Consider the following 21,709-nt stretch of genomic DNA (forward strand, 5'->3'; position numbering starts at 1 on the left):
CCTACAGCGTCCTCCACAACTGAGGCTTTATACGATACCGTATCAGATTGACATCAGTACTCGATGCTGATAATCTCGACTTCTTCTTTTTTTGGGCCCAGCTGCAGCGTTACGCGCTGGCCAAGCTTGGCCCCCTGCACGGCGCGGGCAATGGGGGCGACGAAGGCAATTTTGCCCTCCGCCACGCTGGCTTCATCGACCCCTACGATGGTGAAGCGGCGTTCGGGCGCTTTTCCGGTAGTGGGGCGCAGCGTTATGCAGGCCCCAAAGCGAACTTCGCCGGCGGGCTGGGTGGCGGGGTCGACGAGCTTGGCGCTGGCCAAACGGTCGGTGAGGGCAGCGAGCTGGCCGTTGAGCAGCGTGAGGCGGCGGGTGCGGTCGGCGTCATTGTCGTGGTTGGCCTCGGCGACAGTGCGGGCAGCTTCCAGCTCCGTCAGCTCCTGACGCAGCTGTTCGAGGCCGGTGGGTGTCACGTAGTTGGCCGAGCCCGGCGGCAGGGCCGGCCGGGGCGGAATGATGGGGGCTTCGAGGGAATCGTCCTCTTTGGTGAATGCGCGGCTCATACCTGGCTTAACGCGGCTCTGTGGCCTGGGTTGCCGCAGCCGGCTACGGCGGTTACTGTTGCGTTTCTGCGTATCTTTTCCCAACCAAAATATCTTCCTCTCGCTATGGATTGGCTTACAATTGCGCTACTGTTGCTTTTTGGCCTCGCTTTTCTGGTGGTCGAAATCATTTTCATCCCTGGTACTACAGTGGTGGGCTTGGTCGGCTTCGGACTGCTGGCGGTGGGTATCTGGTTTAGCTACCGCGACTACGGCAGCGCCACTGGTCACATTCTGCTCTCGGCCTCGGCCGTGTTGGTGGGGGCGCTGGTGTATATCGGGCTACGGCCCCGCAACCTCGACAAAATGGCCCTTACCCAGCAACATCACGGCCATGTGCTCGATGTGCGCCAAGCCGACGTTGCGCCCGGGGCGGTAGGCCGCACCCTGTCGGCCCTGCGCCCCGCTGGCACCGCCCTATTCGCTGACGACCGTCGGGAGGTAACCACCCGCGGCGAGTTTGTGGATGCTGACTCTGAGGTGCTGGTCATTGGCATCGAACACAACCGCATAGTCGTTCGCCAAACCGCCTGATTTTCGGTTGATGCTCTGCTCAGGATGATAGAACATCAACTCATCACTCAACCCTGAATTCACCAACTCCCTATTCCCTATGAACGAATTTCCCCTTATTCCGCTCATCGTGGGCGGCGTCATCCTGCTGGTGTTCCTGTACTTTTTTCCGGTCAGCCTCTGGATTACGGCGCTGTTCTCGGGGGTGCGGGTGAGCCTGCTGCAACTCGCCTTCATGCGTGTGCGCAAGGTGCCGCCGTCCCTGATTGTCAACTCGATGATTACCTCCACCAAGGCTGGCCTGGCCCTCACGGCCAACGACCTTGAAACCCACTACCTGGCGGGCGGCAATGTCCCTAGTGTCATTAAGGCCCTCATTTCGGCTGACAAAGCGAATATCCCGCTGACCTTCAAGCAGGCTACTGCCATCGACCTGGCCGGCCGCGACGTGTTTGCGGCCGTGACTACCAGCGTGAATCCCAAGGTGATCAACACGCCCAATGTGGCCGCCGTGGCGCAGGATGGCATTCAGCTGATTGCCAAAGCCCGCGTAACCGTGCGCGCAAACATTGCCCAGCTCGTGGGCGGTGCCGGCGAAGAAACCATTCTGGCCCGCGTGGGCGAAGGCATCGTAACCAGCATCGGCTCCTCCCGCTCGCATAAGGAAGTACTAGAAAACCCCGATAAAATCTCCAAGCTCGTGCTCAGCAAGGGTCTTGATGCGGGTACGGCCTTCGAAATCCTGTCCATCGATATTGCCGACATTGACATAGGGGAGAACATCGGCGCCAAGCTGCAAATCGACCAGGCCACCGCCGACCTGAAAGTAGCCGAGGCCAAGGCCGAAGAGCGCCGCGCCATGGCCGTGGCCGTGGAGCAGGAAAACCGCGCTAAAACTCAGGAGGCCAAAGCCCGCGTAGTCGAAGCCGAAGCCGAGATTCCGAAGGCCATGGCCGAAGCGTTCCGTAATGGCAACCTCGGCATCATGGACTACTACAAGATGCGCAACATTCAGTCGGACACCGACATGCGTGACTCTATTGCTAATCCTGGTGCCTCTAACAGTGGCACCAAGCCCAACCGCGACGAAACCCGGCTGAGCTAGGGTTTTGAGCCGATGGCTAAGAGCATTGGAGGTTAGCCGACCTCCAGTTAGCCCAACATAGTAAAAGGCCTTACCTCACCAAAACGAGCCGTTGTCACGGTCGTTAGGATGCGGTAAGGCCTTTTGATTTTATGCGCCACAAGGATATTGGGCGGTCGAGCGAACAGCTTGAAAAGCTTACTTCTTCGTAATCCGGAACTCGACGCGGCGGTTGAGTTTGCGGGTTTCCTCCTGGTCGTTGCTGGCAACAGGCTTGCCGCCGCCGAAACCTTCGGTGCTGATGCGGCTGCCGTTGATGCCTTTCTGCACCAAGTATTTCTTCACCTCATTCACGCGGTCGAGGCTCAGCTTCACGTTCAGCTGCGGCTCGCCCTGGTTGTCGGTGTGGCCTTCCAGCCGGATTTCAATTTGCGGATACTCCTTCAGAATGGCTACCAGACGCAACAGCTCGGGGTAGGAGTTCTCACGCAGGTAGTACTTGCTCTGGGTGAAGAAGATGTTGTTGAGCTTGATGGTCTGGCCCACTGCAAAAGGCACCAGATACAGGTCCTGGGTTACCTCCGAATACTTCTGGCGGTCGGTTACGTCGAGGTTGTCCGACTCGGCCAAGTAATCCTTGGCGTCGGCGCGGTAGCCGTACTGCGTGCCCGAAGGCAGCACAATGGTGTAAGAACCATCGATGGGGCTGGTTTCGGCCACCCCTATTTCCTCACCCGTCAGCAGGTTTTCGTAGCGAATGGTGGCTGCTACCGGCTTCTTGGTACTGGCATCGAGCACCCGGCCGCGTACCAGCGTCACTACTTCAGGCCGGAAAGTCGGCTTGAGCGAAATGCGGAAAATGTCCTTGGAGTTGCCGATGCCGTTGCGGGCCGACACCAGGTAGGCATCCTCGCCGGCCGCCGAAACCGTGTAGTAGGCATCAAAGTCGGGCGAGTTGACGGTCGCGCCCAGGTTGCGGGGCTTGGTCCAGTTGGTCCAGGAGTCGTCGAGGCGCTTGGAATAGAAAATGTCGCTCTTGCCGTAACCGCCGCGGCCCTCCGAAGCGAAGTACAGCGTTTTGCCATCGGAAGCCAGGAAAGGCGCAAAGTCGGCCTTCTTGGTATTTACGTTGGCACCCAGGTTGCGCGGGCGGCTCCAGCTTTTGCCGTCTTTATTGATGAAGCTTACATACAGGTCCTGCTCGCCCTGTCCGTCTTTGCGGTCCACGGCCATCAGCATTACCTTGCCCGAAGTAGCCAGGAAAAAGTCTACGTTTTCGGCGTCGTCGTTGTAGTAGTCCTCAATTTCCACTTTCACGGGCTTGCTCCACCCTGTGGCCGTGCGCCGGCTCATGCTGGGGCCTTTAGGCACAATGGTCCCATCAGGCTCGTACACGCCGATAACCAGCATCTGCTGGCCGTTGGCCGATACCGAGGCTACGCCGTTGGGGTCGCGGGGGGTGTTAATGGGGCTGCCGATGTTTTTGGCCGGATTCCAGGCTTTCTTCTCAGCATTGCCCAGCGTGCTGAACCATACGTCCTGCACGTCGTTGGCCCCGCCACTGTTCTGCGGACTCTCTTGGCGGGCAAAAAACAGTGTCCGGCCGTCGGGAGATATAACCGGGTGAGTATCAACGTATTTTGAGTTGACGTTGGGCCCTAGGTTAACCATGGCCGAGTCGAAAGTCACGCCGCTTTCCTCGTTTTTAAACTCCTTCTTCACCATAGTATCCACCACATCGGCCACGCCAATGGCATCAATCTGATTGACGCCATTCACGGCCTTGGTGTTCATGGTAACCACCACCCCAATAGTGCGGTAGGTAGCCGCCGCAAAGGTGGCCTGCAGGGTGCGAAACTGCTCGGGAATGGGGCCGGGTGAGTCGTTTTTGTACACCTCGTGCTTGCCACCGCGCGTATCGACCAGTTCGATGCTGGTGATAGAGCCGGGGTTGAAGTTTTCGACCACCGAAACCTGCCGGGCAATAAGCGATTTGCTGAAGCGTACTTCAATCGATTCGCTGCTGCCCGTCTTTTTCGGAATCCAAGCCTCGTTGCTGGCTTGGCCCAAAGGCGTCGCGTTGGGCTCGCCCAATACCTTCTCGGGCGAAAAGGGCTCCTTGCCCTCCGCTTTCTGCGAAGAAACCGCTACTACTTTCGCTGCCCATACGGCGTGCTGAGCCTGAGCCAGACCACTACAGCTCAGCAGCAGGCCCCCCAGAAGTAGTAATGTGTTACTGTTCATAATCGCGCGCAAGTCAAAGTCGGAGCCGGCTCCTATATAATAGGGGTACAGACTGCTTATGGAATTCAGGATTTTTACAAGACGCCAGAAGGGCACTGGAAGTTTCGCCCACGTCGGTAAGCAGGCCCAAAGATACTGCTTCCGCGCGCGTGAGGGGGGAAGTGACCCGAAAAAATGCAAAATCAAGTTCAATCATTGGCTCTGCCGTTGGCTAATGTGTCCTCTGTTGGATAACAGGGCCAAATGCCCGGCCCAAGGAAACGGCAGCCGGCCGCAACACTCAACTCAGCAAATGCAGTGAAACCAGTGTAGGCTGGCTGCCGCTTCGCTCCGCCTACACTGTAATAGCAGCCGGTTTTGAGTAACTTGCGGCCTCAATACTAGTCTCTTCTTTCAATCAGCTTTACTTGTATGGAAGCGCAACTGCTCAACGAAATCCCATCCCTCGACCTGGCCGATTTTCGCTCCGGCGACCCCGAGCGTAAGGCCCGGTTTGTTCAACAGCTCGGCCAGGCATACCAGAGCATCGGCTTTGTAGCCCTTAAAAACCACGGCCTCAGCAACGAGCAGACCGACAAGCTCTACTCCGACGTGAAAGCGTTCTTCTCGCTGCCCGACGACGTGAAGCAGCAGTACGAAAAGCCCGAACTGGCCGGCCAGCGCGGCTATGTCAGCAAAGGCAAGGAGCACGCCAAGGGCCGCAACACCGGCGACTTGAAGGAGTTCTACCACGTGGGCCAGGAGGTAGATGATGCCAACGACCCCATCGGGGCTGAGTATCCGGACAACATCTGGCCTTCCGAGGTGGACAGCTTCGCCGATACTTCGCTGCTGACCTATCGTACCCTCGAATCGGCCGGTAAAGACGTATTACGCGCCATTGCCCTGTACCTGGAGCTGCCCGAGAACTACTTCGATGACAAGGTGCGCAACGGTAATTCCATCCTGCGCCCCATCCACTACTACCCCATCGAAAACCCCGATGAGGTGCCGGCCGACGCCGTGCGCGCCGCCGAGCACGGCGACATCAACCTGATTACGCTGCTCATGGGTGCTTCGGCCGACGGTCTTCAGGTGAAGCGTCGCGACGGTAAGTGGATTGCCATTACGGCCCTGCCCGACCAGATTGTGGTGAACGTGGGCGATATGCTCCAGCGCCTGACCAACGGCGTCCTCACCAGCACCATTCACCGCGTAGTAAACCCAGCCCGCGAGAAGATGAACTCGTCGCGCTACAGCGTGCCGTTCTTTATGCACCCGCGCTCCGAAATGAGCTTGGCGGCCCTGGAAACCTGCGTAACGGCCGATAACCCTAAAAAGGAGGCTGATATTACGGCCGGCGAGTTCCTGAATGAGCGCCTGATTGAGCTGGGCCTGAAAAAGAAGTAAAGAACTATCATTACGAGTAGCACGAGGAATCTGGCTAAGGGCCTTACAGCCATTGGGTTGTAAGACCCTTAGCCAGATTCCTCGTTTTGCTTTTAAAGCAGGAAGTATAGTTGTGCAACAAAGCAACTGACTCGGTAATGCAACTGAAAGTCAATAGTTAAAGAGGATAGGCCAGGTTCCTTGCACTGCTCGGAATGACAGTTTTAAGAAGCCCGCGTATCTTGGGCATCCATCACCTTTGCCCCGCGCCCTTCTGCCTTGACCGCGCCCGCCTCCGACAATAGTATGCTGGCCCCGCTGCCACGAGGCCACCGGCGGGTGAAACGTGGGCGCAACCTTGTGTTTCTCAAGGATGTGGCGGCATTAGGCCTCACCGCTTTCGGTGGCCCGCAGGCCCATTTGGCCATGATGCTGCGCCTGCTGGTAGACAAGCGCCGCTACCTAACGGCTCCCGAGCTGCTGGAGCTGATGGCGCTGTGCCAGATTCTGCCCGGCCCTTCTTCTACCCAGACCATTACCGCCATCGGCTTTCGACTGGGTGGCCCCAACTTGGCCTACCTCACGCTGCTGGTCTGGATGCTGCCGGCCGTGTGCATCATGACGGTGGCAGGTCTGTCGGTGAGCTACCTGGATAAGGATTTGGTGATGCGGCTGGTGCAGTATGTGCAGCCGGTGGCCGTGGGCTTTGTGGCGTACTCGGCCTACACCATTGCCCGAAAAGTCATTCATAGCAAAACGGCTGTGGGACTACTGGTGCTGGCGGCCATTTTGGTATATGCAGTGCAGGTGCCTTGGGTTATGCCCATTCTGCTGCTGGCTGGTGGCCTGATTACCACCTTCCGCTACCGCAAAATGCCCCAGCAGGAGAAGATGCCCATGCAGATTGAGTGGGCCAACTTTGTGCTCTGGCTGGGCATACTGATTGGGGCGGCCGTGCTGGGCCAGTTCACCCAGTTGCTGCCGGTGCGCCTGTTCGAGAATTTTTACCGCAACGGTAGCCTCGTGTTTGGAGGCGGGCAGGTGCTGGCCCCGTTGCTCTATACCGAGTTCGTCGAGTTCAAGCACTACCTCACGTCGGAGGAGTTCCTATCGGGCCTGGGGCTGGTGCAGGCCCTGCCAGGTCCCAACTTCTCGTTTGCCGCCTACATTGGAGCGTTGGCCATGCGCGGCGAGGGTAGCGGCCTTGATGGGCAGCTACTGGGTGCACTGGTTGGCGCGGCTGGTATATTTATGCCCGGCACGCTGCTTATCTTTTTTCTAATTCGATTCTGGGACCAGCTCAAGCGCTACCGGGTAGTAAAGGCCTCGCTCGAAGGCATTAATGCCGTATCGGCGGGCTTCGTGTGGGCTGCCACCTTTCTGCTGTACCACCCGTTACCCGACACGACTGTCAATCTGGCCCTCATCGGCGCTACGTTTCTGCTGCTGCTCTGGGATAGAGTGCCCTCGTACATTATCGTAGGAGCGGCGCTGGCGGCGGGACTGGTGTTTTGATAGGCCAACAAGAAGCGGCTGCCACCGGAATATGAACCAGTATTAGAAGCATTAGCCTGTAGATGCCGACCTTATCAGGCTTTGCCAGAGTAAGTGGCCGGGCCTGGCGGGCGAGGCTGTGCCAAGCTTTAATATCAACATATAAAGGTATCGGCCGTATTTATTTCAATAGATTTAGCTGAACGACTTCTCAACTTATCGAGGCGTTTTTTATGGGCTTAAAGGTCAGGCATATTTGCATATGCACATACGCGTTTTAGCCTTTTGAGAAAGCTATATACCTTTACTCCCTGATTCCACCATTTCCCACCGCATGGACCAGTATTCCTATATCGCCAACGCCAACGGCGAGTTCATCGACCAGCTGTACCAATCCTATAAAAACGACCCTGAATCGGTTGATTTCGGCTGGCGCAAGTTTTTTGAAGGTTTCGATTTCTCGCAGCAGTTCCCCGACGGCGAACTGCCCCAGGCCGACGGCGAAGGCGCATTGGTTACTCCGGCCAGCACCAACAATGCCCCGGCCATCCGCTCGGTCGACCGCGAGTCGGGCGACAAGGAAACCCAGGTGCGCAACCTGATATATGCCTACCGTAGCCGGGGGCACCTCGTAGCCCAGACCAACCCAGTGCGCGCCCGCAAAGACCGCAAAGCGCACCTGCAACTGGCTGACTTCGGGCTGGGCGAAGCTGATCTGGATACTGTATTCCGCAGCGGCAACGTAATTGTGGGTCTTGATGACGACGCCACCCTGCGCCAGATTGTAGACGCGCTACAGAAGATTTACACCCGTAGCATTGGCTTCGAGTACACCTATATCCGCGACCCGAAGGTACTCGACTGGTTCCGCGACAAGGTGGAGCGCGAGTCGCTAAGCTTCAAGCCCAGCAAAGAGTACAAGAAGCGGATTCTGAGCAAGCTCAACGAGGCCGTGGTGTTCGAGAACTTCCTGCATACCAAATTCCTGGGGCAGAAGCGTTTCTCGCTTGAAGGCGGCGAAACCACCATTCCGGCCCTCGACGCCATCATCCGCAAAGGAGCCGAGCTGGGCGTGGAGGAAGTGATGATTGGCATGGCCCACCGCGGCCGGCTGAACGTGCTGGCCAACATCATGGGCAAAACCTACGAGCAGATTTTCTCGGAGTTCCAGGGTACCGCCGTGCCCGACCTGACGATGGGCGACGGCGACGTGAAGTACCACATGGGCTTCAGCAGCCAAGTAGAGGTAGATGGCCATTCGGTGAACCTGAAGCTGGCCCCCAACCCCTCGCACCTCGAAGCTGTGAACCCGGTAGTAGAAGGGTTTGTGCGCGCCAAGCTCGACCACGGTTATGGCAACAACCTGAATAAGGTAATGCCCATCCTCATTCACGGCGACGCGGCCGTTTCGGGCCAGGGTATCGGTTACGAGCTAACGCAGATGTCGCAGCTGGAAGGCTACAAGGCTGGCGGCACCATCCACTTTGTTATTAACAATCAGGTGGGCTTTACCACCGACTTCGAGGACGGCCGTTCCTCGATTTACAGCACCGACCTGGCCAAGATTATCGATGCGCCGGTGCTGCACGTAAACGGCGACGACCCCGAGGCGGTGGTGTTTGCCGTGCAGTTAGCCACCGAGTACCGCCAGGAGTTCCATGCCGATATCTTTATTGATATGGTGTGCTACCGCCGCCACGGACACAACGAGTCCGACGAGCCCAAATTCACGCAGCCCACGCTCTATAACCTCATCAGCAAGCACCAGAACCCGCGCGAGGTGTACAACGCCACGCTGGTAAAACGCGGCGACGTGGATGCCGAGCTGGCCGACGAGCTCGACAAGGAATTCCGCGAGACCCTGCAGGCCCGGCTGGATCTGGTGAAGCAGCAGGCGCTGCCCTACCATTATCAGCCTCTCGAAAACGAGTGGCGCAACCTGCGCCGCAGCACGTCCGACGATTTCAAGCAGAGCCCCGAAACCGGCATCAGCGAGGAAGCCCTGGCCAAGGTGGGTACGGCCCTGACCAAGCTGCCCGAGGGCTTCCGGCCGCTCAAGCAAATTGATAAGCTGATGGAGGAGCGTCGCAAGATGTTCTTCGAAACCCGCGTGCTGAACTGGGCCGCCGCCGAGTTGCTGGCCTACGGCTCGTTGCTGCTCGATAAGCACATTGTGCGCGTAAGCGGCCAGGATGTGCAGCGCGGCACGTTCTCGCACCGCCACGCCGTTCTACACGACGCTGAGACATCGGCTCCTTACAACTCGCTCAACCACATTGCCGAAGGCCAGGAAACTCTGCGTATCTACAACTCGCTGTTGAGCGAATATGCGGTGCTGGGCTTTGAGTTTGGCTATGCCATGGCCAATCCCACGGCGCTGGTGGTTTGGGAAGCCCAGTTCGGCGACTTTGCCAACGGCGCCCAGACCATGATTGACCAGTTCATCGTGAGCTCGGAAAGCAAGTGGCAGCGTATGAATGGCCTCGTGATGCTGCTGCCCCACGGCTACGAAGGCCAGGGCCCGGAGCACTCCAATGCCCGCCCCGAGCGGTTTCTGCAGCTGGCCGCCGAAAACAACATCATCGTGGCCAACATGACCACGCCAGCCAACTTCTTCCACGCCCTGCGCCGGCAGCTAACCTGGGAGTTCCGCAAGCCGCTCATCGTTATGTCGCCCAAGTCGATGCTGCGCAACCCGCTGTGCGTATCGCCGGTGGACGAGTTCGTTAGCGGCCGCTTCCGCGAGGTGCTCGGCGACGATTATGCCGAAGCCAAGAAGGTGAAGCGCGTGCTGCTGTGCTCGGGCAAAGTGTACTTCGACCTGCTCGACGAGCAGCAGCAGTCGGAGCGCCGCGACGTGGCCATTGTGCGTCTCGAACAGCTGCACCCATTCCCGCAGCAGCAGCTGAATGCCGAGCTGGCCAAGTACCCCAAAGCCAAGGTGTACTGGGTGCAGGAAGAGCCCGAAAACATGGGCTACTGGAACTACCTGCTGCGCTTTATGCGCCGCGAGCTGGAAAACGTGATTTCGCGTAAGCCCTCGGCTTCGCCGGCCACCGGCTACAATAAGGTGCACGTCAAGGAGCAGAAAGACATTGTAGCCCGCGCCTTTGATAAGCCTGCCGAGGCCGTTGCCGACGACGTAATTGAAGCAACCAACGCTATTGCCAAAAAGCACGACTAGCTCGTTGCGCGATCAGCCGGCCATCATGGCTGACTGCGCAACGGCTGCCGCTTTGCTCAATTATTCACTCCCGAAACCCTTCAAATCCCCCACCTATGGGTCTGGAAATCAAAATCCCCGCCGTTGGCGAATCCATCACCGAAGTAACCATTGCCAAGTGGATGAAAGCCGACGGCGACACAGTGGAGCGCGACGAAATTATTGCCGAGCTGGAGTCGGACAAGGCCACGTTTGAGCTGCCCGCCGAAACCGCTGGCGTACTTCGCATCAAGATAGCCGAGGGCGAAACCATTGATATTGGTGTGACGATTGCCGAAATCGACGGCGACGGCGCTGCGGCCCCACAGGCAGATGCTCCGAAAGCTGCTGCGGCCCCAGCCAACACTGCCGACCCCATAACCAAGGGCGAGGAAAACCCCCAGGCCAGCGACCAGGCCGGCTACGGCGGCAAGCCCGAAGGCGGCGCCGCGGCAGCCAGCAGCAACGACACCCAAAGCGGTGGCGGAGCAACAGTCGAGATGACTATTCCGACGGTGGGCGAGTCGATTACCGAGGTTACCGTGGCCAAGTGGCTGAAAGAGGACGGAGCCACTGTAGAGCGCGACGAAATCATTGCCGAGCTGGAATCGGATAAGGCGACATTCGAGTTGCCTGCCGAGGCCGCCGGTACGCTGCGCCACGCTGCCCAAGAAGGCGAAACCATCAGCATTGGGGCTACTATTGCCCGTATTGAGGGTGGTAGCGGTGCTGCCCCTAAGGCAGATGCCCCGAAAGCCGCCGCACCTACGTCGGCCCCCACGGGCAACGCGGCGGCCAGCAGTGGCAGCAATTCTTACGCTACGGGTACGCCTTCGCCGGCGGCCGGTAAAATTCTGGGTGAGAAGGGCATCAACGCCGCCGACGTGTCGGGCACCGGCCGCGACGGCCGCATTACGAAGGAGGACGCACAAAACGCTTCGGCTAAGCTAGCCACTCCAGCTGCTGCGGCCCCCAAGGCAGCACCTGCCCCGGCCGGTAACAGCGCGCCCGCCGCAGCCAACGAGCCCACCGGCAACCGCAACCAGCGGCGCGAGCGGATGAGCAACCTGCGCAAAACAGTAGCCCGCCGCCTGGTAACGGTAAAGAACGAGACGGCCATGCTCACTACCTTCAACGAGGTGAACATGCAGCCCATCATGGATCTGCGCACCAAGTTTAAGGACAAGTTCAAGGAGAAAAACGGCGTGGGCCTCGGCTTCATGTCGTTCTTCACCAAGGCCGTGTGCGTGGCCCTGCAGGAGTGGCCGAGCGTGAACGCGCAGATTGACGGTACCGACATTGTGTACAACGACTTCTGCGACATCAGCATTGCCGTATCGGCCCCGAAAGGGCTGGTGGTGCCGGTTATCCGCAACGCCGAGGCGCTGAGCTTCGAGGGCATCGAGAAAGAGGTAGTGCGGCTGGCTACGCTGGCCCGCGACAACAAGCTCACGCTGGAGCAGATGACCGGTGGTACGTTCACGCTCACCAACGGTGGCGTGTTCGGCTCGATGATGAGTACGCCCATCATCAACGCCCCCCAGTCGGCCATCCTGGGAATGCACAACATCATCCAGCGCCCCATTGCCGAGAACGGCCAAGTGGTTATCCGCCCCATGATGTACCTGGCCCTGAGCTACGACCACCGCATCATCGACGGCCGCGAATCGGTATCGTTTCTGGTGCGCGTGAAAGAGCTACTCGAAGATCCGACTCGTCTGTTGCTGGGAGTATAGTATTTTTTGACTATCCAAAAAGCCGGTTTCCACGCAGTGGGAGCCGGCTTTTTGCTTTGGAAACTGCGGCCACAGCCAAATTGAAGTCAACTTAAAAGAGCTGCTGGTAGTAAAGGGGGGTATTATTCTCTCACCCCATTTTACGCTTTGCATGGAAACTCAAACCTTACTTTATTGGCTCTACGTGGCCCTGATGGTGGGCGGCGCACTACTTTTCTGGAGTTGGAGCCGTAACCCCAAAAACGTACCGCAGTACGAGTACAGCCTCGCCATGATGATTCCGATCTGGTCGGCGCTGGCCTACACGGGCATGGCCATGGGCCAGGGCTCGGTTGAGGTAGCGGGCCAGACCACCTATTACGCCCGGTATCTGGACTGGGTCGTGAGCACCCCGCTGCTGCTGCTGGCACTGGGCTTCACGGCTATGTTTTACACGCCCAAGCACGAGCGGAGCATCACGCTATTGTTTGGCTTGGTCGCTGCCGACGTAGTGATGATTCTGTGCGGTTTGCTGGCCGATTTGTCGGAAAGCAGCACGGCTCGCCTGACCTGGTTTTTGTGCGGAGTCGGGGCATTTGTAGCGGTGCTTTACCTGCTGTGGGTCCCGTTACGCAGGCTGGCGGCCAACTCCAATGCCGAGTTGGGAGGCATTTACAACAAGCTGCTGGGCTTCCTCACTATTCTCTGGATTGCCTATCCTACCATCTGGGCCCTGGGGCCGTCGGGCCTGTTCCTGTTCGGCCAGACTACCGAAACAGTACTGTTTGTGGTCGTGCCATTCCTCTCGAAGGTTGGCTTCAGCATCCTGGACCTAAGCTACCTGCGCGACTTGGCATCGCGCCGGCCCCCAAAGCATCGTAAAGATCCGGTAGCAGCCTAAGCGTTCTGGCGCGGTTGGCAGATGAAGTTAAAAGGCAAGGCCCCTGGTACTGTGGTACCGGGGGCCTTGCCTTTCTGGCTGAAAATACACGCTGCCGTCGGCTCTTGCCATGGCGGTGGCTGGTGGTGGCCGGAAGCAGGCAGAGTGAGGTGATGGGCTAATCGACGGGCAACTCGCGGCTGCGCACGGCTTTGAGGCGGGTAACCATCTGGCCCGCCAACTGCTTAGCCTGCTCGGCTTTCGAGCCGGCGAAATACTCCTCGACGGTGGACGAGAACAGCTGCAGCCAGTGCTCGATGTGGGCACCGCCGCGCGGCAGTGCTACCTGCTCGGGTAGTGCCTCACCTTCGGGCGTACCGGCCCCGAGCAGCGAGCAGCTCCAGTAGCGGTATTGCGACGTGAGATAGTGGGGCCAGTGGATGCGGGCGGCGGCGGAGAAACTGGCTCCCAGCAGCGTATCGTGGGTGGCCTTGTAGCAAAGCGAATCGACGAGCGTTTTAATGTCGCCTTCGGTGCAAATATCGGGGCGGGTAGCAGACGTTTTCATAAGCCAGAAAGTGAGAACGGGTGGGGTTGCTAGTACGTAGCGAATTTACGCAGGTTGCCTGCCATTCGCTACAAAAACCTGCCTCGCTACTTTCTTTCCTTTTTTAATTTTATTGGTAGCTGGCGCTACGGCGCAGCAGAGCTTTTGGGCACCTGATAATCCTAAGCAACTAAACGCAAGCGGCTGACTGGCAGCTTGTCCAGGTGGTGGCGACTACTGTCCGGCTTCAGGCCAGCTTGCGGGGCTGGCGCTGCTTGCCACCCAGTACCACCAGGGCTACAGCGGCCACAATCAGGGCCGCGCCGCCCAGCATGCCGGTGTTCAGGGTTTCGCCCGCAAACAGCCAGCCCAGCAGCAGCGCCACCACCGGATTGACGAAGGCGTAGGTGCCGGCCAGCGTCGGCTCGACTACCTTCAGCAGCCACACGTAGGCCGAAAGGGCAATGATGGAGCCGAATACAACGAGGTAAGCCAAGGCACTCCATATTTTGAGCGGCACCTCATCGACGTGAAAAGCTGAGGCTTCGCCGTGCAGCAGCCCGATAATCGATAGGTAGAAGCCGCCGCATAGCATCTGCATGCCCACGCCCATGAAGGGCGAGCCGCCGATGGGCTTTTGGCGGGAGTAGAGCGAACCCACGGCCCACATAAACGAGCCCACCAGCACCGCGCCGATGCCGAGCAGGGCATGGCCGGGAATCAGGACCGGGGCGGTGCTATCGGTTTTGAGCAGCAGCAGCAGTCCGGCCACGCCCAGCACGAGGCCCAGCAGCACCTTGGCGTTGGGCCGCGCCGAGAGGCCGGACGCCCAGCCCAGCAGTGCCAGGTACATGGGTACCGCGGCCACCAGCAGGGCCGTCATGCCCGACGGAATGTACTGCTGCGCGAAGGTGGTGCCGCCGTTTCCAAAGACAGGCAGGCAGATGCCCATAATGGCGGCCCGCCACCAGTCTTGCCGCGAAGGGGCCGGCGAGCCGCTGAGCCGCAGGGCGCCATAAAGCACGGTGCCCGCCACCAGGTAGCGCATGGCTGAGAGCAGAAACGGTGGCCAGATGCCCAGCGCAATTTTGGTGGCCAGGTAAGTAGAGCCCCAGATGAGATACAACGCCAGCAGCGCCAACAGAACAAGCGAACGGGAAGCGGTGGGCGCGGAAGCCGGCATAGAATCAAGGAAAATATGCGCAAAACTACGGTCCTTTTGGCTGGCAGCGGCCTGCTAAACAAGGCCGGTGCCGTATTTTGCGCTCCGGTGTCCGCGCAACGTCGTGCGACCGGCCGGGTCTGTAGCCCCAGCCGTTTGATTCTTTATGCCAGAAGATTGGGCGGCTAAAAACGGTGTAGAAATGCAATCCTTTTGCGTCTCGTCGTTGCTGATCTTTATATACCGTCGTTCAACGACGAGACGCCAAGGGTTGCGTCTCTACATCATCTTGGCTGCTCCTACAAACCTCTCTGCCCTATGTCGCGCCTGCTGTTTCTATTGACTCTTCTGCTGCTGAGCGCCGCTGCCCCCCCCGCCCGGGCCCAACTGCTGCAGGGCGCTGCGCCCGCCGGTTTCAGCCGCGCCGATTCGTTGCGGGGCAACTACAACGCGCCGCTGCGGAGCTGCTACGATATCAACTACTACCACCTCGATGTGCGACTGGATGTGGCCGGGCGCGCTATCCAGGGCTCCAACGAGTTCCGTTTTACGGCCACCCGCGACTTCACACAGCTGCAGTTCGATTTGTTTGCCAACCTGGCCGTGGAAAAGGTGGAGTACAAGGGGGAGCCGCTGCCGTTTACCCGCGAGTTCAACGCCGTGTTCGTCACGTTCCCCGCGCCTATCCGGCAGGGCCAGCAGGCGAGCTTCACGGTGTACTATGGTGGCCAGCCGACTGTTGCCAAAAACGCGCCCTGGGACGGTGGATTGGTGTTTGCCGAGCATGGCGCGGGCCAGCCCTGGGTGGCCACGGCCTGCCAGGGCGTGGGCGCCAGCATCTGGTGGCCCTGCAAAGACCAGCAGGCCGACGAGCCCGACTCCATGCTCATCAGCGTAACCGTACCCCGGGGCCTAACCAACGTATCGAACGGCCGCCTGCGCCGCACTACCAAGCTGAAAGGCGGCGCCACCCGCTTCGATTGGTTCGTGAGCAACCCCATCAACAACTACAACGTGGCCCTGAATGTGGCCAACTACGCGCACTTTCAGGATACTTACGCCGGCGAGAAAGGCCCGCTCACGCTCGACTACTGGGTGCTGCCCGAGAACCTAGCCAAGGCCAAAAAGCAATTCGGCGACAACGTGAAACCCATGCTCAAGAGTATGGAATACTGGTTCGGGCCCTACCCGTTTTATGAAGACGGCTACAAGCTGGTGGAAACGCCCCACCTGGGCATGGAGCACCAGAGCGCCGTGGCCTACGGCAACGAGTACAAGAACGGCTACCGCGGCCTCGACCGCTCGGGCACCGGTTGGGGGCTGAAGTGGGACTTCATCATCATCCATGAAAGCGGCCACGAGTGGTTCGGCAACAACATCACTACTAAGGATATTGCCGATATGTGGGTGCACGAGGCCTTTACGACCTACTCGGAAGCCCTGTTCGTGGAAAGCCAGTTCGGTAAGGACGCCGCCCGCCAGTACATCCACGGCCAGCGCCGCAACATCCGCAACGACGGCCCCATTATCGGGCCCTACGGCGTGAACGAGGAGGGGTCGTCGGATATGTACGACAAGGGCTCCAACCTGCTCCATCTCATCCGCACCAGTTACGTGCCCGACGATGCTAGGTGGCGCGAGCTGCTGCGGGGCCTGGGCCGCACCTTTTACCACCAGACTGTAACCACCAAACAGGTAATCGACTACTTCAACCAGCAAACCGGCCAGAACCTGACGCCCGTGTTCGACCAGTACCTGCGCCACGCGGGTCTGCCGGTGCTGGAGGTGCGCTTCCCCACTACCGGCCCGCCGCTGGCCCGCTGGATTGCCGCCACTCCCGATTTCGAGCTGCCCGCCCGCTTGCGCGTGACAGGCACCGCCGGTTTCGTGGCGCTGCCCTTGACTACCACCTTTGAAGCGGTGAACCTGCCGGGGCTGACCAAGGAGAACCTGGAAGTGGACACCGAGAGCTGCTACATAGGCGTGCTAGTAGAGTAGAGAACAGCGCGTCATTGCGAGCAGCGCGAAGCAATCCGGAGGGGCAGAATGCAAAGCCCTGATGAGCGCAAAGCCTTTTGTGCTAGTGCCGACAAGGAGTTAGTGCTTCATTAGGTTTACATATTGCCCTCACGGATTGACGCCACTCTAAGTGCGGAATTTCCTACGTCCTCGCAATGACGGGCGTAAGGGGCTTGGTGCTTGTCAAGGCGTCGCGTTTTGCCCCTCCGGATTGCTTCGCGCTGCTCGCAATGACAGAACTGTTCACCTACTCACCACTTCCCCGCCGCAACCGTTACCTTTGCCCCCAGTTGATTTCCACCGACATTTCCTGATTATGAATCAATACGACGTTACCGTCATCGGTTCGGGACCGGGCGGCTATGTGGCCGCTATCCGTTGCGCCCAGTTGGGCCTCAAAACTGCCCTCATCGAGAAGTACGACACGCTGGGCGGCACCTGCCTCAACGTGGGCTGCATCCCCAGCAAGGCCCTGCTCGACAGCACCGAGCACTACCACAACGCCCACAGCACCTTTAAGGAGCACGGCATCGAGCTGAACGATTTGCGGGTGAACATGCCCCAGATGAACGACCGCAAGAACGGCGTGGTGAAGGCCAACACCGACGGCATCGTGTATCTGATGAAGAAGAATAAAATCGACGTCATCCACGGCATGGGTTCGTTCGTCGATAAAACGCACATCAAAATCGTGCCCACCAACGGCGGCGAGGAGCAGCAGATCGAGACCAAGAACGTCATCATCGCCAGCGGCTCGAAGCCCACGGTGCTGCCCTTCATCAGCCAGGACAAGGAGCGCATCATTACGAGCACCGAGGCCCTGAACATCCGCGAGGTGCCCAAGAGCTTCGTTGTGATTGGCGGTGGCGTTATCGGCCTCGAAATGGCGTCCATTTACGCCCGCCTGGGCTCGGAGGTAACCGTAATTGAGTACACCGACGCGCTGGTGCCGACTATGGACGGCAGCATCGGCAAGGAGATGAAGCGGGTGCTGGGCAAAATCGGCATCAAGTTCATGCTGGGCCACAAGGTAACTGGCGCCACCCGCGAAGGCGACGTGGTGACGGTAACCGCCACCAGCCCCAAGGGCGAGGAAGTGAAGGTGGAAGGCGACTACTGCCTGGTGGCGGTGGGCCGCTCGCCCTACACGGCGGGCCTGAACCTGGAGGCCGCTGGTATCGAAATGGAGGAGCGCGGCCGCATCAAGGTCGATGCCCACCTGCAAACCAACGTGCCCGGCATCTACGCCATCGGCGACGTGGTGCGCGGCGCCATGCTGGCCCACAAGGCCGAGGAAGAAGGCGTGTTCGTGGCCGAAACCATCGTGGGCCAGAAGCCGCACATCAACTACCTGCTCATTCCGGGCGTGGTGTACACCTGGCCCGAAGCGGCGGGAGTGGGCTACACCGAAGAGCAGCTTAAGGAAGAAGGCCGGGCCTACAAAACCGGCAACTTCCCCTTCCGCGCCTCCGGCCGCGCCCGCGCCTCCGGCGACCTCGACGGCTTCGTGAAGGTGCTGGCCGACAAAACGACCGACGAAATCCTGGGCGTGCACATGGTGGGCCCGCGCATCGCCGACCTGATTGCCGAAGCCGTCACGGCCATGGAGTTCCGCGCCTCGGCCGAAGACGTGGCCCGCATGAGCCACGCCCATCCCACCTATGCCGAAGCCATGAAGGAAGCCTGCCTGGCCGCCACAGAAAACCGCGCCATCCACATGTAAGGTTGATGCTTCACGGCAGTAACGAAAGCGGCCGAAGCTCCCAGGAGCTTCGGCCGCTTTCGTTACTGCCGGTTGTACTAATAGGCAAACTCAGGCACTGCTTTAGGATCGGGACCGTATTGATTGTCTCCCCGGGTACCTTCCGTGCAGTCGAGCACCAATAACCAGATAACGCCTACCAGTGGAATTAATATAATGAACATGAACCAACCACTTTTGCCCACGTCATGAAGTCGTCGTACCGATACGGCGAGGCCCGGAATAAATAGCGCCAGTGAGTACAGGCTGTGGAGGATTCCGAAGTCGTAATTTTCTCCAAAGGAGATGCCTAATAGTGAATCTGCCAGCAATATGACTATACCAATAAGTGCCTGAAAAAGAGCGAACATCCAGTATTCTTTGCGGCGGGCTCGGCCACTGAATACTGCATAGTTTCGTATTCCGTGTAAAAAGTATTCCATAGAAAACAGGTAGTCGATTCCTACTCGTCAGGCTTTTCGGCAACGCCCCGTTTTTTAAAGTGGGTTCTGGGCTCCACTATAGTACGATTCATCAGGTGTTCGGGCCAGCCGGCTAACTGCTGCTATCCGATGCCAATATTTCACAAATAAACCGCCTGCCACAACAGTGGTAGGCGGTTTATTTGTGAAATGGGGAAGTCGGCCCGGAGCGTGACCTTGTGGGCATTAGTGCCGGCTTTGCTGGGCGTTAGCAGCGTTACTTCAGCACCTCGCGTAGCTCCCGGAGGCGGAAGCGCGGGTCGTAGGGCACGAAGTCGCGGATGATGGCGGCGTGGCCCGAACCCACCAGCACCATCACTTTGTCGTCGGCGGGCTCAGTGAGCTTCTGCACCAGGGAGTACATGTAGAGGTTGCGGCGGTACCACTCCGACACCAGATAGGGGCCGGCGTAGTTGCCGACCGCGCCGGCCCGGTTGAAGATATCGAGGTACAGGCCTTTGTTGGCCGCCAAGTCGGCGGGCGTGTTGGCGTCGAGCATCAACTCCCGCAGCGTCATGGTGCTGGCTTTGCGGTTGAAGTCGTCGCCAAACTTTTTGAGCGCCGCATCGATGCGTTGTTGTATGGCCGTTTGGCCCGCCGCCCGGATGGCCTGCTGCACGCTGTCGAAGGGGAAGCTGGTGCCCTGGTAGTCGATGCCATACACCCGGGGCAGGTTGGCCTTTTTGGCGGTCCGGAAGCCCAGCTGGAACATCTCGTTTTTGAGGAACAGGTTCAGCTGTGTGGGGTTGGTATACTTGCCACGAATGTAGCTTTCGTAGTCGCCCTTGCGGTAGTGGGCATACAGCTCGTCAAGAGTTGCCTGATCGTTTTGCTGCCACTCTACGAATACCTTTTTCGGGCCAAACGCGGCAATCTTAGCGGCCATCATTTCCAGGTCTGCCTGACCTTTGGGAGCCAACACATCAACGCTGGTCACTTTCGTCAGGTCCAGCCCGGGGTTATCGTAGTGGAACGTGCCGATAAGCAGCAACTCGGCCGGTTTGGTTTGGGCGCGGGCGCCCAGGCTGGTCAGGGCCAGCAACAGGAATAGGAAAGCGCGGTGGAGCATAGAACTGGAAGGAAGGGTAGGGGCCCTAAATCTACCCCAAACAACTGAGTATCCAGCCCCCGTGCGGCTCAGGGTAGCAGGCCTGCCATTGTGTAGCTGCTGCCTGCGGTATCTAAAAGCAGAAACCCGAAAAACAGCTTTCCCGGAGGGGAAACCAGTTTTTCGGGTTTTAATCTGTGAGCCTCTTATTGGACTCGAACCAACGACCTGCTCATTACGAATGAGCTGCTCTACCAGCTGAGCTAAAGAGGCACTTAGCCCGGCAGCGGACCCGCCAGGGCTGCAAAGATAGAAAGCCGGACCCATACCGCATAAACGGGCCTCGTTTTTTTTCGGGCCCCGGCTTTGGGTGGTTCCAGGGCTTTCCGGCATCTTTGCGGGTAGCATGGTAAAAACGATTCGTAAACTGCTAGTGCGCACCCTGGGCTTCGAGCGCTACATCCGGCTCGTGAGCCGCGTGTATCTGCGGCTGGTGGGTGCGGGCTGGGGCAAGGCTAAGTACCCGGAGCTGTTTTTTCTGGAGAAAATAGTGCGGCCCGGCTTCGTGTGTCTCGATATCGGGGCCAACCTGGCCTACTACTCGGTAGCCCTCTCGCGGCTGGTGGGCCCCACGGGCCGGGTGCTGGCCGTGGAGCCGATACCCGCGTTCCAGGCCATCTGGCGCGACAACGTGCGCCTCAGCGGCTACGACAACCTCACGCTGCTGCCCTACGCCTTAGGCTCCGAAAACACCACCGTGCAGATGGGTACGCCCGAGCGCGCCGGCCTGCTGCACCACGGCATGACCAAAATAGCCGCCAGCAGCCCTACCGAAACTTACGCCCGCACCTACGAAGTGCCCATGCGCGTACCCGACGAGCTGCTGGCCGACCTGCCCCGCCTCGATTTCGTGAAGTGCGACGTGGAAGGCTTTGAGTCGGTGGTGTTTGCCAACATGCAGGCCACCCTGCGCCGCTGCCGTCCCATGATTCAGACGGAGCTCAACGGCCTCGAAAACCGCCGGCAGGTGGTGGCGCTACTGGCCGGCTTGGGCTACAAACCATTTGTGCTCTCGGCGCGTTCTGAACTCGTAGCCTGCTCCGAAGAGCAGCTCAACAGCGCCGTTACGGCCGATTTCTACTTTCAACCTGTTTCCTGAGCCGGCACTTTCGGCTTCGTTGCAATGGCCAAATTCCTGATAATCCTGCTCGTCATCTGGCTCGTCAGCCGCTACATTTTGCCCGTGGTATTGCGCTGGGCCGTGAAGGCGCTGGTGAAAAAGCAGGCGAAAAAGTTCGGACAGCAGTTCGGGCAGAGCCCGTTCACCCAGCCGCCGCCCCGCCCATCGGCCACTCGCCCCGCTACGGCCCCCGGCGAAGTCCACGTTGACTTCGTGCCACCCCAGGCCGAACCCGACACCAAGGAGTTCAAAGGTGGCGAATACGTTGATTTCGAAGAGGTGAAGAAGTAGTAAGCCGAGAATACAAAGAATGATGTAGGGGCGGGGCTTGTCCCCGCCCGCCCTCGGACGGTTCCGGTTTGGATTGTTCAACGACGGGCGGGGGGAAGTCCCGCCCCTACGTCGTGCCGATATATGCACGCCACAGG

The 21,709-nt window shown here is 59.2% G+C and carries 17 protein-coding genes and 1 tRNA gene; 11 read left to right on the forward strand and 7 right to left on the reverse strand.

What is annotated here, in order from left to right; all coding sequences use genetic code 11:
* Window positions 1–53: 53 nt before the first annotated feature.
* Complete coding sequence (locus HW556_RS14605) at window positions 54–563, reverse strand: GreA/GreB family elongation factor (RefSeq protein WP_176900834.1); 510 nt, start codon at window positions 561–563, stop codon at window positions 54–56.
* Between the two features lie 30 nt (window positions 564–593).
* Between HW556_RS14605 and HW556_RS14610 the strand changes: the two genes are divergently transcribed.
* Window positions 594–1,136 carry an NfeD family protein gene (locus HW556_RS14610; protein WP_449404416.1) on the forward strand — a complete coding sequence of 181 codons (543 nt, stop codon included), beginning with the start codon at window positions 594–596 and terminating at the stop codon, window positions 1,134–1,136.
* Between the two features lie 79 nt (window positions 1,137–1,215).
* Entirely contained in the window at window positions 1,216–2,220 is a 1,005-nt protein-coding gene (gene floA, locus HW556_RS14615; protein ID WP_176900836.1) for a flotillin-like protein FloA, read from the forward strand.
* A gap of 177 nt (window positions 2,221–2,397) precedes the next feature.
* Here floA and HW556_RS14620 read toward each other — a convergent pair whose 3' ends face one another.
* Entirely contained in the window at window positions 2,398–4,443 is a 2,046-nt protein-coding gene (locus tag HW556_RS14620) for an OmpA family protein (RefSeq protein WP_176900837.1), read from the reverse strand.
* Window positions 4,444–4,854: 411 nt separating this feature from the next.
* Here HW556_RS14620 and HW556_RS14625 point away from each other — a divergent pair, with 411 nt between their 5' ends.
* From HW556_RS14625 to HW556_RS14645, 5 genes are all read left to right on the forward strand, one after another.
* The gene (locus tag HW556_RS14625) at window positions 4,855–5,832 is read left to right on the forward strand and encodes an isopenicillin N synthase family dioxygenase (protein ID WP_176900838.1); all 978 of its coding nucleotides are present in this window, start codon (window positions 4,855–4,857) and stop codon (window positions 5,830–5,832) included.
* A gap of 285 nt (window positions 5,833–6,117) precedes the next feature.
* The gene (gene chrA, locus HW556_RS14630) at window positions 6,118–7,326 is read left to right on the forward strand and encodes a chromate efflux transporter (RefSeq protein ID WP_176900850.1); all 1,209 of its coding nucleotides are present in this window, start codon (window positions 6,118–6,120) and stop codon (window positions 7,324–7,326) included.
* A gap of 313 nt (window positions 7,327–7,639) precedes the next feature.
* Window positions 7,640–10,489, forward strand: coding sequence for a 2-oxoglutarate dehydrogenase E1 component (locus tag HW556_RS14635; protein ID WP_176900839.1), 2,850 nt, complete (start codon window positions 7,640–7,642; stop codon window positions 10,487–10,489).
* Window positions 10,490–10,584: 95 nt separating this feature from the next.
* Window positions 10,585–12,243 (forward strand): 2-oxoglutarate dehydrogenase complex dihydrolipoyllysine-residue succinyltransferase, encoded by a 1,659-nt coding sequence (odhB, locus tag HW556_RS14640; protein WP_176900840.1) that lies wholly within the window; start codon window positions 10,585–10,587, stop codon window positions 12,241–12,243.
* 151 nt (window positions 12,244–12,394) lie between these two features.
* Window positions 12,395–13,123, forward strand: coding sequence for a bacteriorhodopsin (locus HW556_RS14645; protein ID WP_176900841.1), 729 nt, complete (start codon window positions 12,395–12,397; stop codon window positions 13,121–13,123).
* A 157-nt stretch (window positions 13,124–13,280) separates the two neighbouring features.
* Here the strand turns inward: HW556_RS14645 and HW556_RS14650 are convergent, their stop codons facing one another.
* A complete protein-coding gene (locus tag HW556_RS14650; protein WP_176900842.1) occupies window positions 13,281–13,670 on the reverse strand; it encodes a group III truncated hemoglobin in 390 nt (129 codons plus the stop codon).
* Window positions 13,671–13,896: 226 nt separating this feature from the next.
* Window positions 13,897–14,832: an EamA family transporter gene (locus tag HW556_RS14655; protein WP_176900843.1), complete on the reverse strand. Its 936-nt coding sequence runs from the start codon at window positions 14,830–14,832 to the stop codon at window positions 13,897–13,899.
* 297 nt (window positions 14,833–15,129) lie between these two features.
* On the opposite strand from HW556_RS14655, the gene HW556_RS14660 reads away from it, so the two are divergent.
* Together HW556_RS14660 and lpdA are read left to right on the forward strand one after the other, a co-directional pair.
* On the forward strand, window positions 15,130–16,809 hold the full coding sequence (locus HW556_RS14660; RefSeq protein WP_246289666.1) for a M1 family metallopeptidase: 1,680 nt from the start codon (window positions 15,130–15,132) through the stop codon (window positions 16,807–16,809).
* A 337-nt stretch (window positions 16,810–17,146) separates the two neighbouring features.
* A complete protein-coding gene (lpdA, locus tag HW556_RS14665; RefSeq protein WP_176900844.1) occupies window positions 17,147–18,553 on the forward strand; it encodes a dihydrolipoyl dehydrogenase in 1,407 nt (468 codons plus the stop codon).
* A gap of 77 nt (window positions 18,554–18,630) precedes the next feature.
* Here lpdA and HW556_RS14670 read toward each other — a convergent pair whose 3' ends face one another.
* The 3 genes from HW556_RS14670 to HW556_RS14680 all read right to left on the reverse strand — a co-directional run bounded on the left by HW556_RS14670 (window position 18,631) and on the right by HW556_RS14680 (window position 20,374).
* Window positions 18,631–19,014, reverse strand: coding sequence for a DUF805 domain-containing protein (locus tag HW556_RS14670; protein ID WP_176900845.1), 384 nt, complete (start codon window positions 19,012–19,014; stop codon window positions 18,631–18,633).
* A gap of 256 nt (window positions 19,015–19,270) precedes the next feature.
* Window positions 19,271–20,122 carry a DUF5694 domain-containing protein gene (locus tag HW556_RS14675; protein ID WP_176900846.1) on the reverse strand — a complete coding sequence of 284 codons (852 nt, stop codon included), beginning with the start codon at window positions 20,120–20,122 and terminating at the stop codon, window positions 19,271–19,273.
* Window positions 20,123–20,301: 179 nt separating this feature from the next.
* Window positions 20,302–20,374 (reverse strand) — tRNA-Thr (locus HW556_RS14680).
* Window positions 20,375–20,507: 133 nt separating this feature from the next.
* Here HW556_RS14680 and HW556_RS14685 point away from each other — a divergent pair.
* Window positions 20,508–21,260, forward strand: coding sequence for an FkbM family methyltransferase (locus HW556_RS14685; RefSeq protein WP_176900847.1), 753 nt, complete (start codon window positions 20,508–20,510; stop codon window positions 21,258–21,260).
* Window positions 21,261–21,284: 24 nt separating this feature from the next.
* Complete coding sequence (locus tag HW556_RS14690; protein WP_176900848.1) at window positions 21,285–21,572, forward strand: DUF4834 family protein; 288 nt, start codon at window positions 21,285–21,287, stop codon at window positions 21,570–21,572.
* The last annotated feature ends 137 nt before the right edge of the window (window positions 21,573–21,709 follow it).

Origin of the sequence: Hymenobacter terrestris (assembly GCF_013377905.1) — a bacterium.
Classification (GTDB): Bacteria; Bacteroidota; Bacteroidia; order Cytophagales; family Hymenobacteraceae; genus Hymenobacter; species Hymenobacter terrestris.

Bases quoted from the DNA above. Each gene is read 5' to 3' on its own strand.
- HW556_RS14670 (WP_176900845.1), bottom strand. From the start codon at position 19,014: ATGGAATACTTTTTACACGGAATACGAAACTATGCAGTATTCAGTGGC.
- HW556_RS14685 (WP_176900847.1), top strand. From the start codon at position 20,508: ATGGTAAAAACGATTCGTAAACTGCTAGTGCGCACCCTGGGCTTCGAG.
- HW556_RS14605 (WP_176900834.1), bottom strand. From the start codon at position 563: ATGAGCCGCGCATTCACCAAAGAGGACGATTCCCTCGAAGCCCCCATC.
- HW556_RS14675 (WP_176900846.1), bottom strand. From the start codon at position 20,122: ATGCTCCACCGCGCTTTCCTATTCCTGTTGCTGGCCCTGACCAGCCTG.
- HW556_RS14660 (WP_246289666.1), top strand. From the start codon at position 15,130: ATGTCGCGCCTGCTGTTTCTATTGACTCTTCTGCTGCTGAGCGCCGCT.
- chrA (WP_176900850.1), top strand. From the start codon at position 6,118: ATGCTGGCCCCGCTGCCACGAGGCCACCGGCGGGTGAAACGTGGGCGC.
- lpdA (WP_176900844.1), top strand. From the start codon at position 17,147: ATGAATCAATACGACGTTACCGTCATCGGTTCGGGACCGGGCGGCTAT.
- HW556_RS14620 (WP_176900837.1), bottom strand. From the start codon at position 4,443: ATGAACAGTAACACATTACTACTTCTGGGGGGCCTGCTGCTGAGCTGT.
- odhB (WP_176900840.1), top strand. From the start codon at position 10,585: ATGGGTCTGGAAATCAAAATCCCCGCCGTTGGCGAATCCATCACCGAA.
- HW556_RS14655 (WP_176900843.1), bottom strand. From the start codon at position 14,832: ATGCCGGCTTCCGCGCCCACCGCTTCCCGTTCGCTTGTTCTGTTGGCG.
- HW556_RS14635 (WP_176900839.1), top strand. From the start codon at position 7,640: ATGGACCAGTATTCCTATATCGCCAACGCCAACGGCGAGTTCATCGAC.
- HW556_RS14645 (WP_176900841.1), top strand. From the start codon at position 12,395: ATGGAAACTCAAACCTTACTTTATTGGCTCTACGTGGCCCTGATGGTG.
- floA (WP_176900836.1), top strand. From the start codon at position 1,216: ATGAACGAATTTCCCCTTATTCCGCTCATCGTGGGCGGCGTCATCCTG.
- HW556_RS14625 (WP_176900838.1), top strand. From the start codon at position 4,855: ATGGAAGCGCAACTGCTCAACGAAATCCCATCCCTCGACCTGGCCGAT.
- HW556_RS14650 (WP_176900842.1), bottom strand. From the start codon at position 13,670: ATGAAAACGTCTGCTACCCGCCCCGATATTTGCACCGAAGGCGACATT.
- HW556_RS14690 (WP_176900848.1), top strand. From the start codon at position 21,285: ATGGCCAAATTCCTGATAATCCTGCTCGTCATCTGGCTCGTCAGCCGC.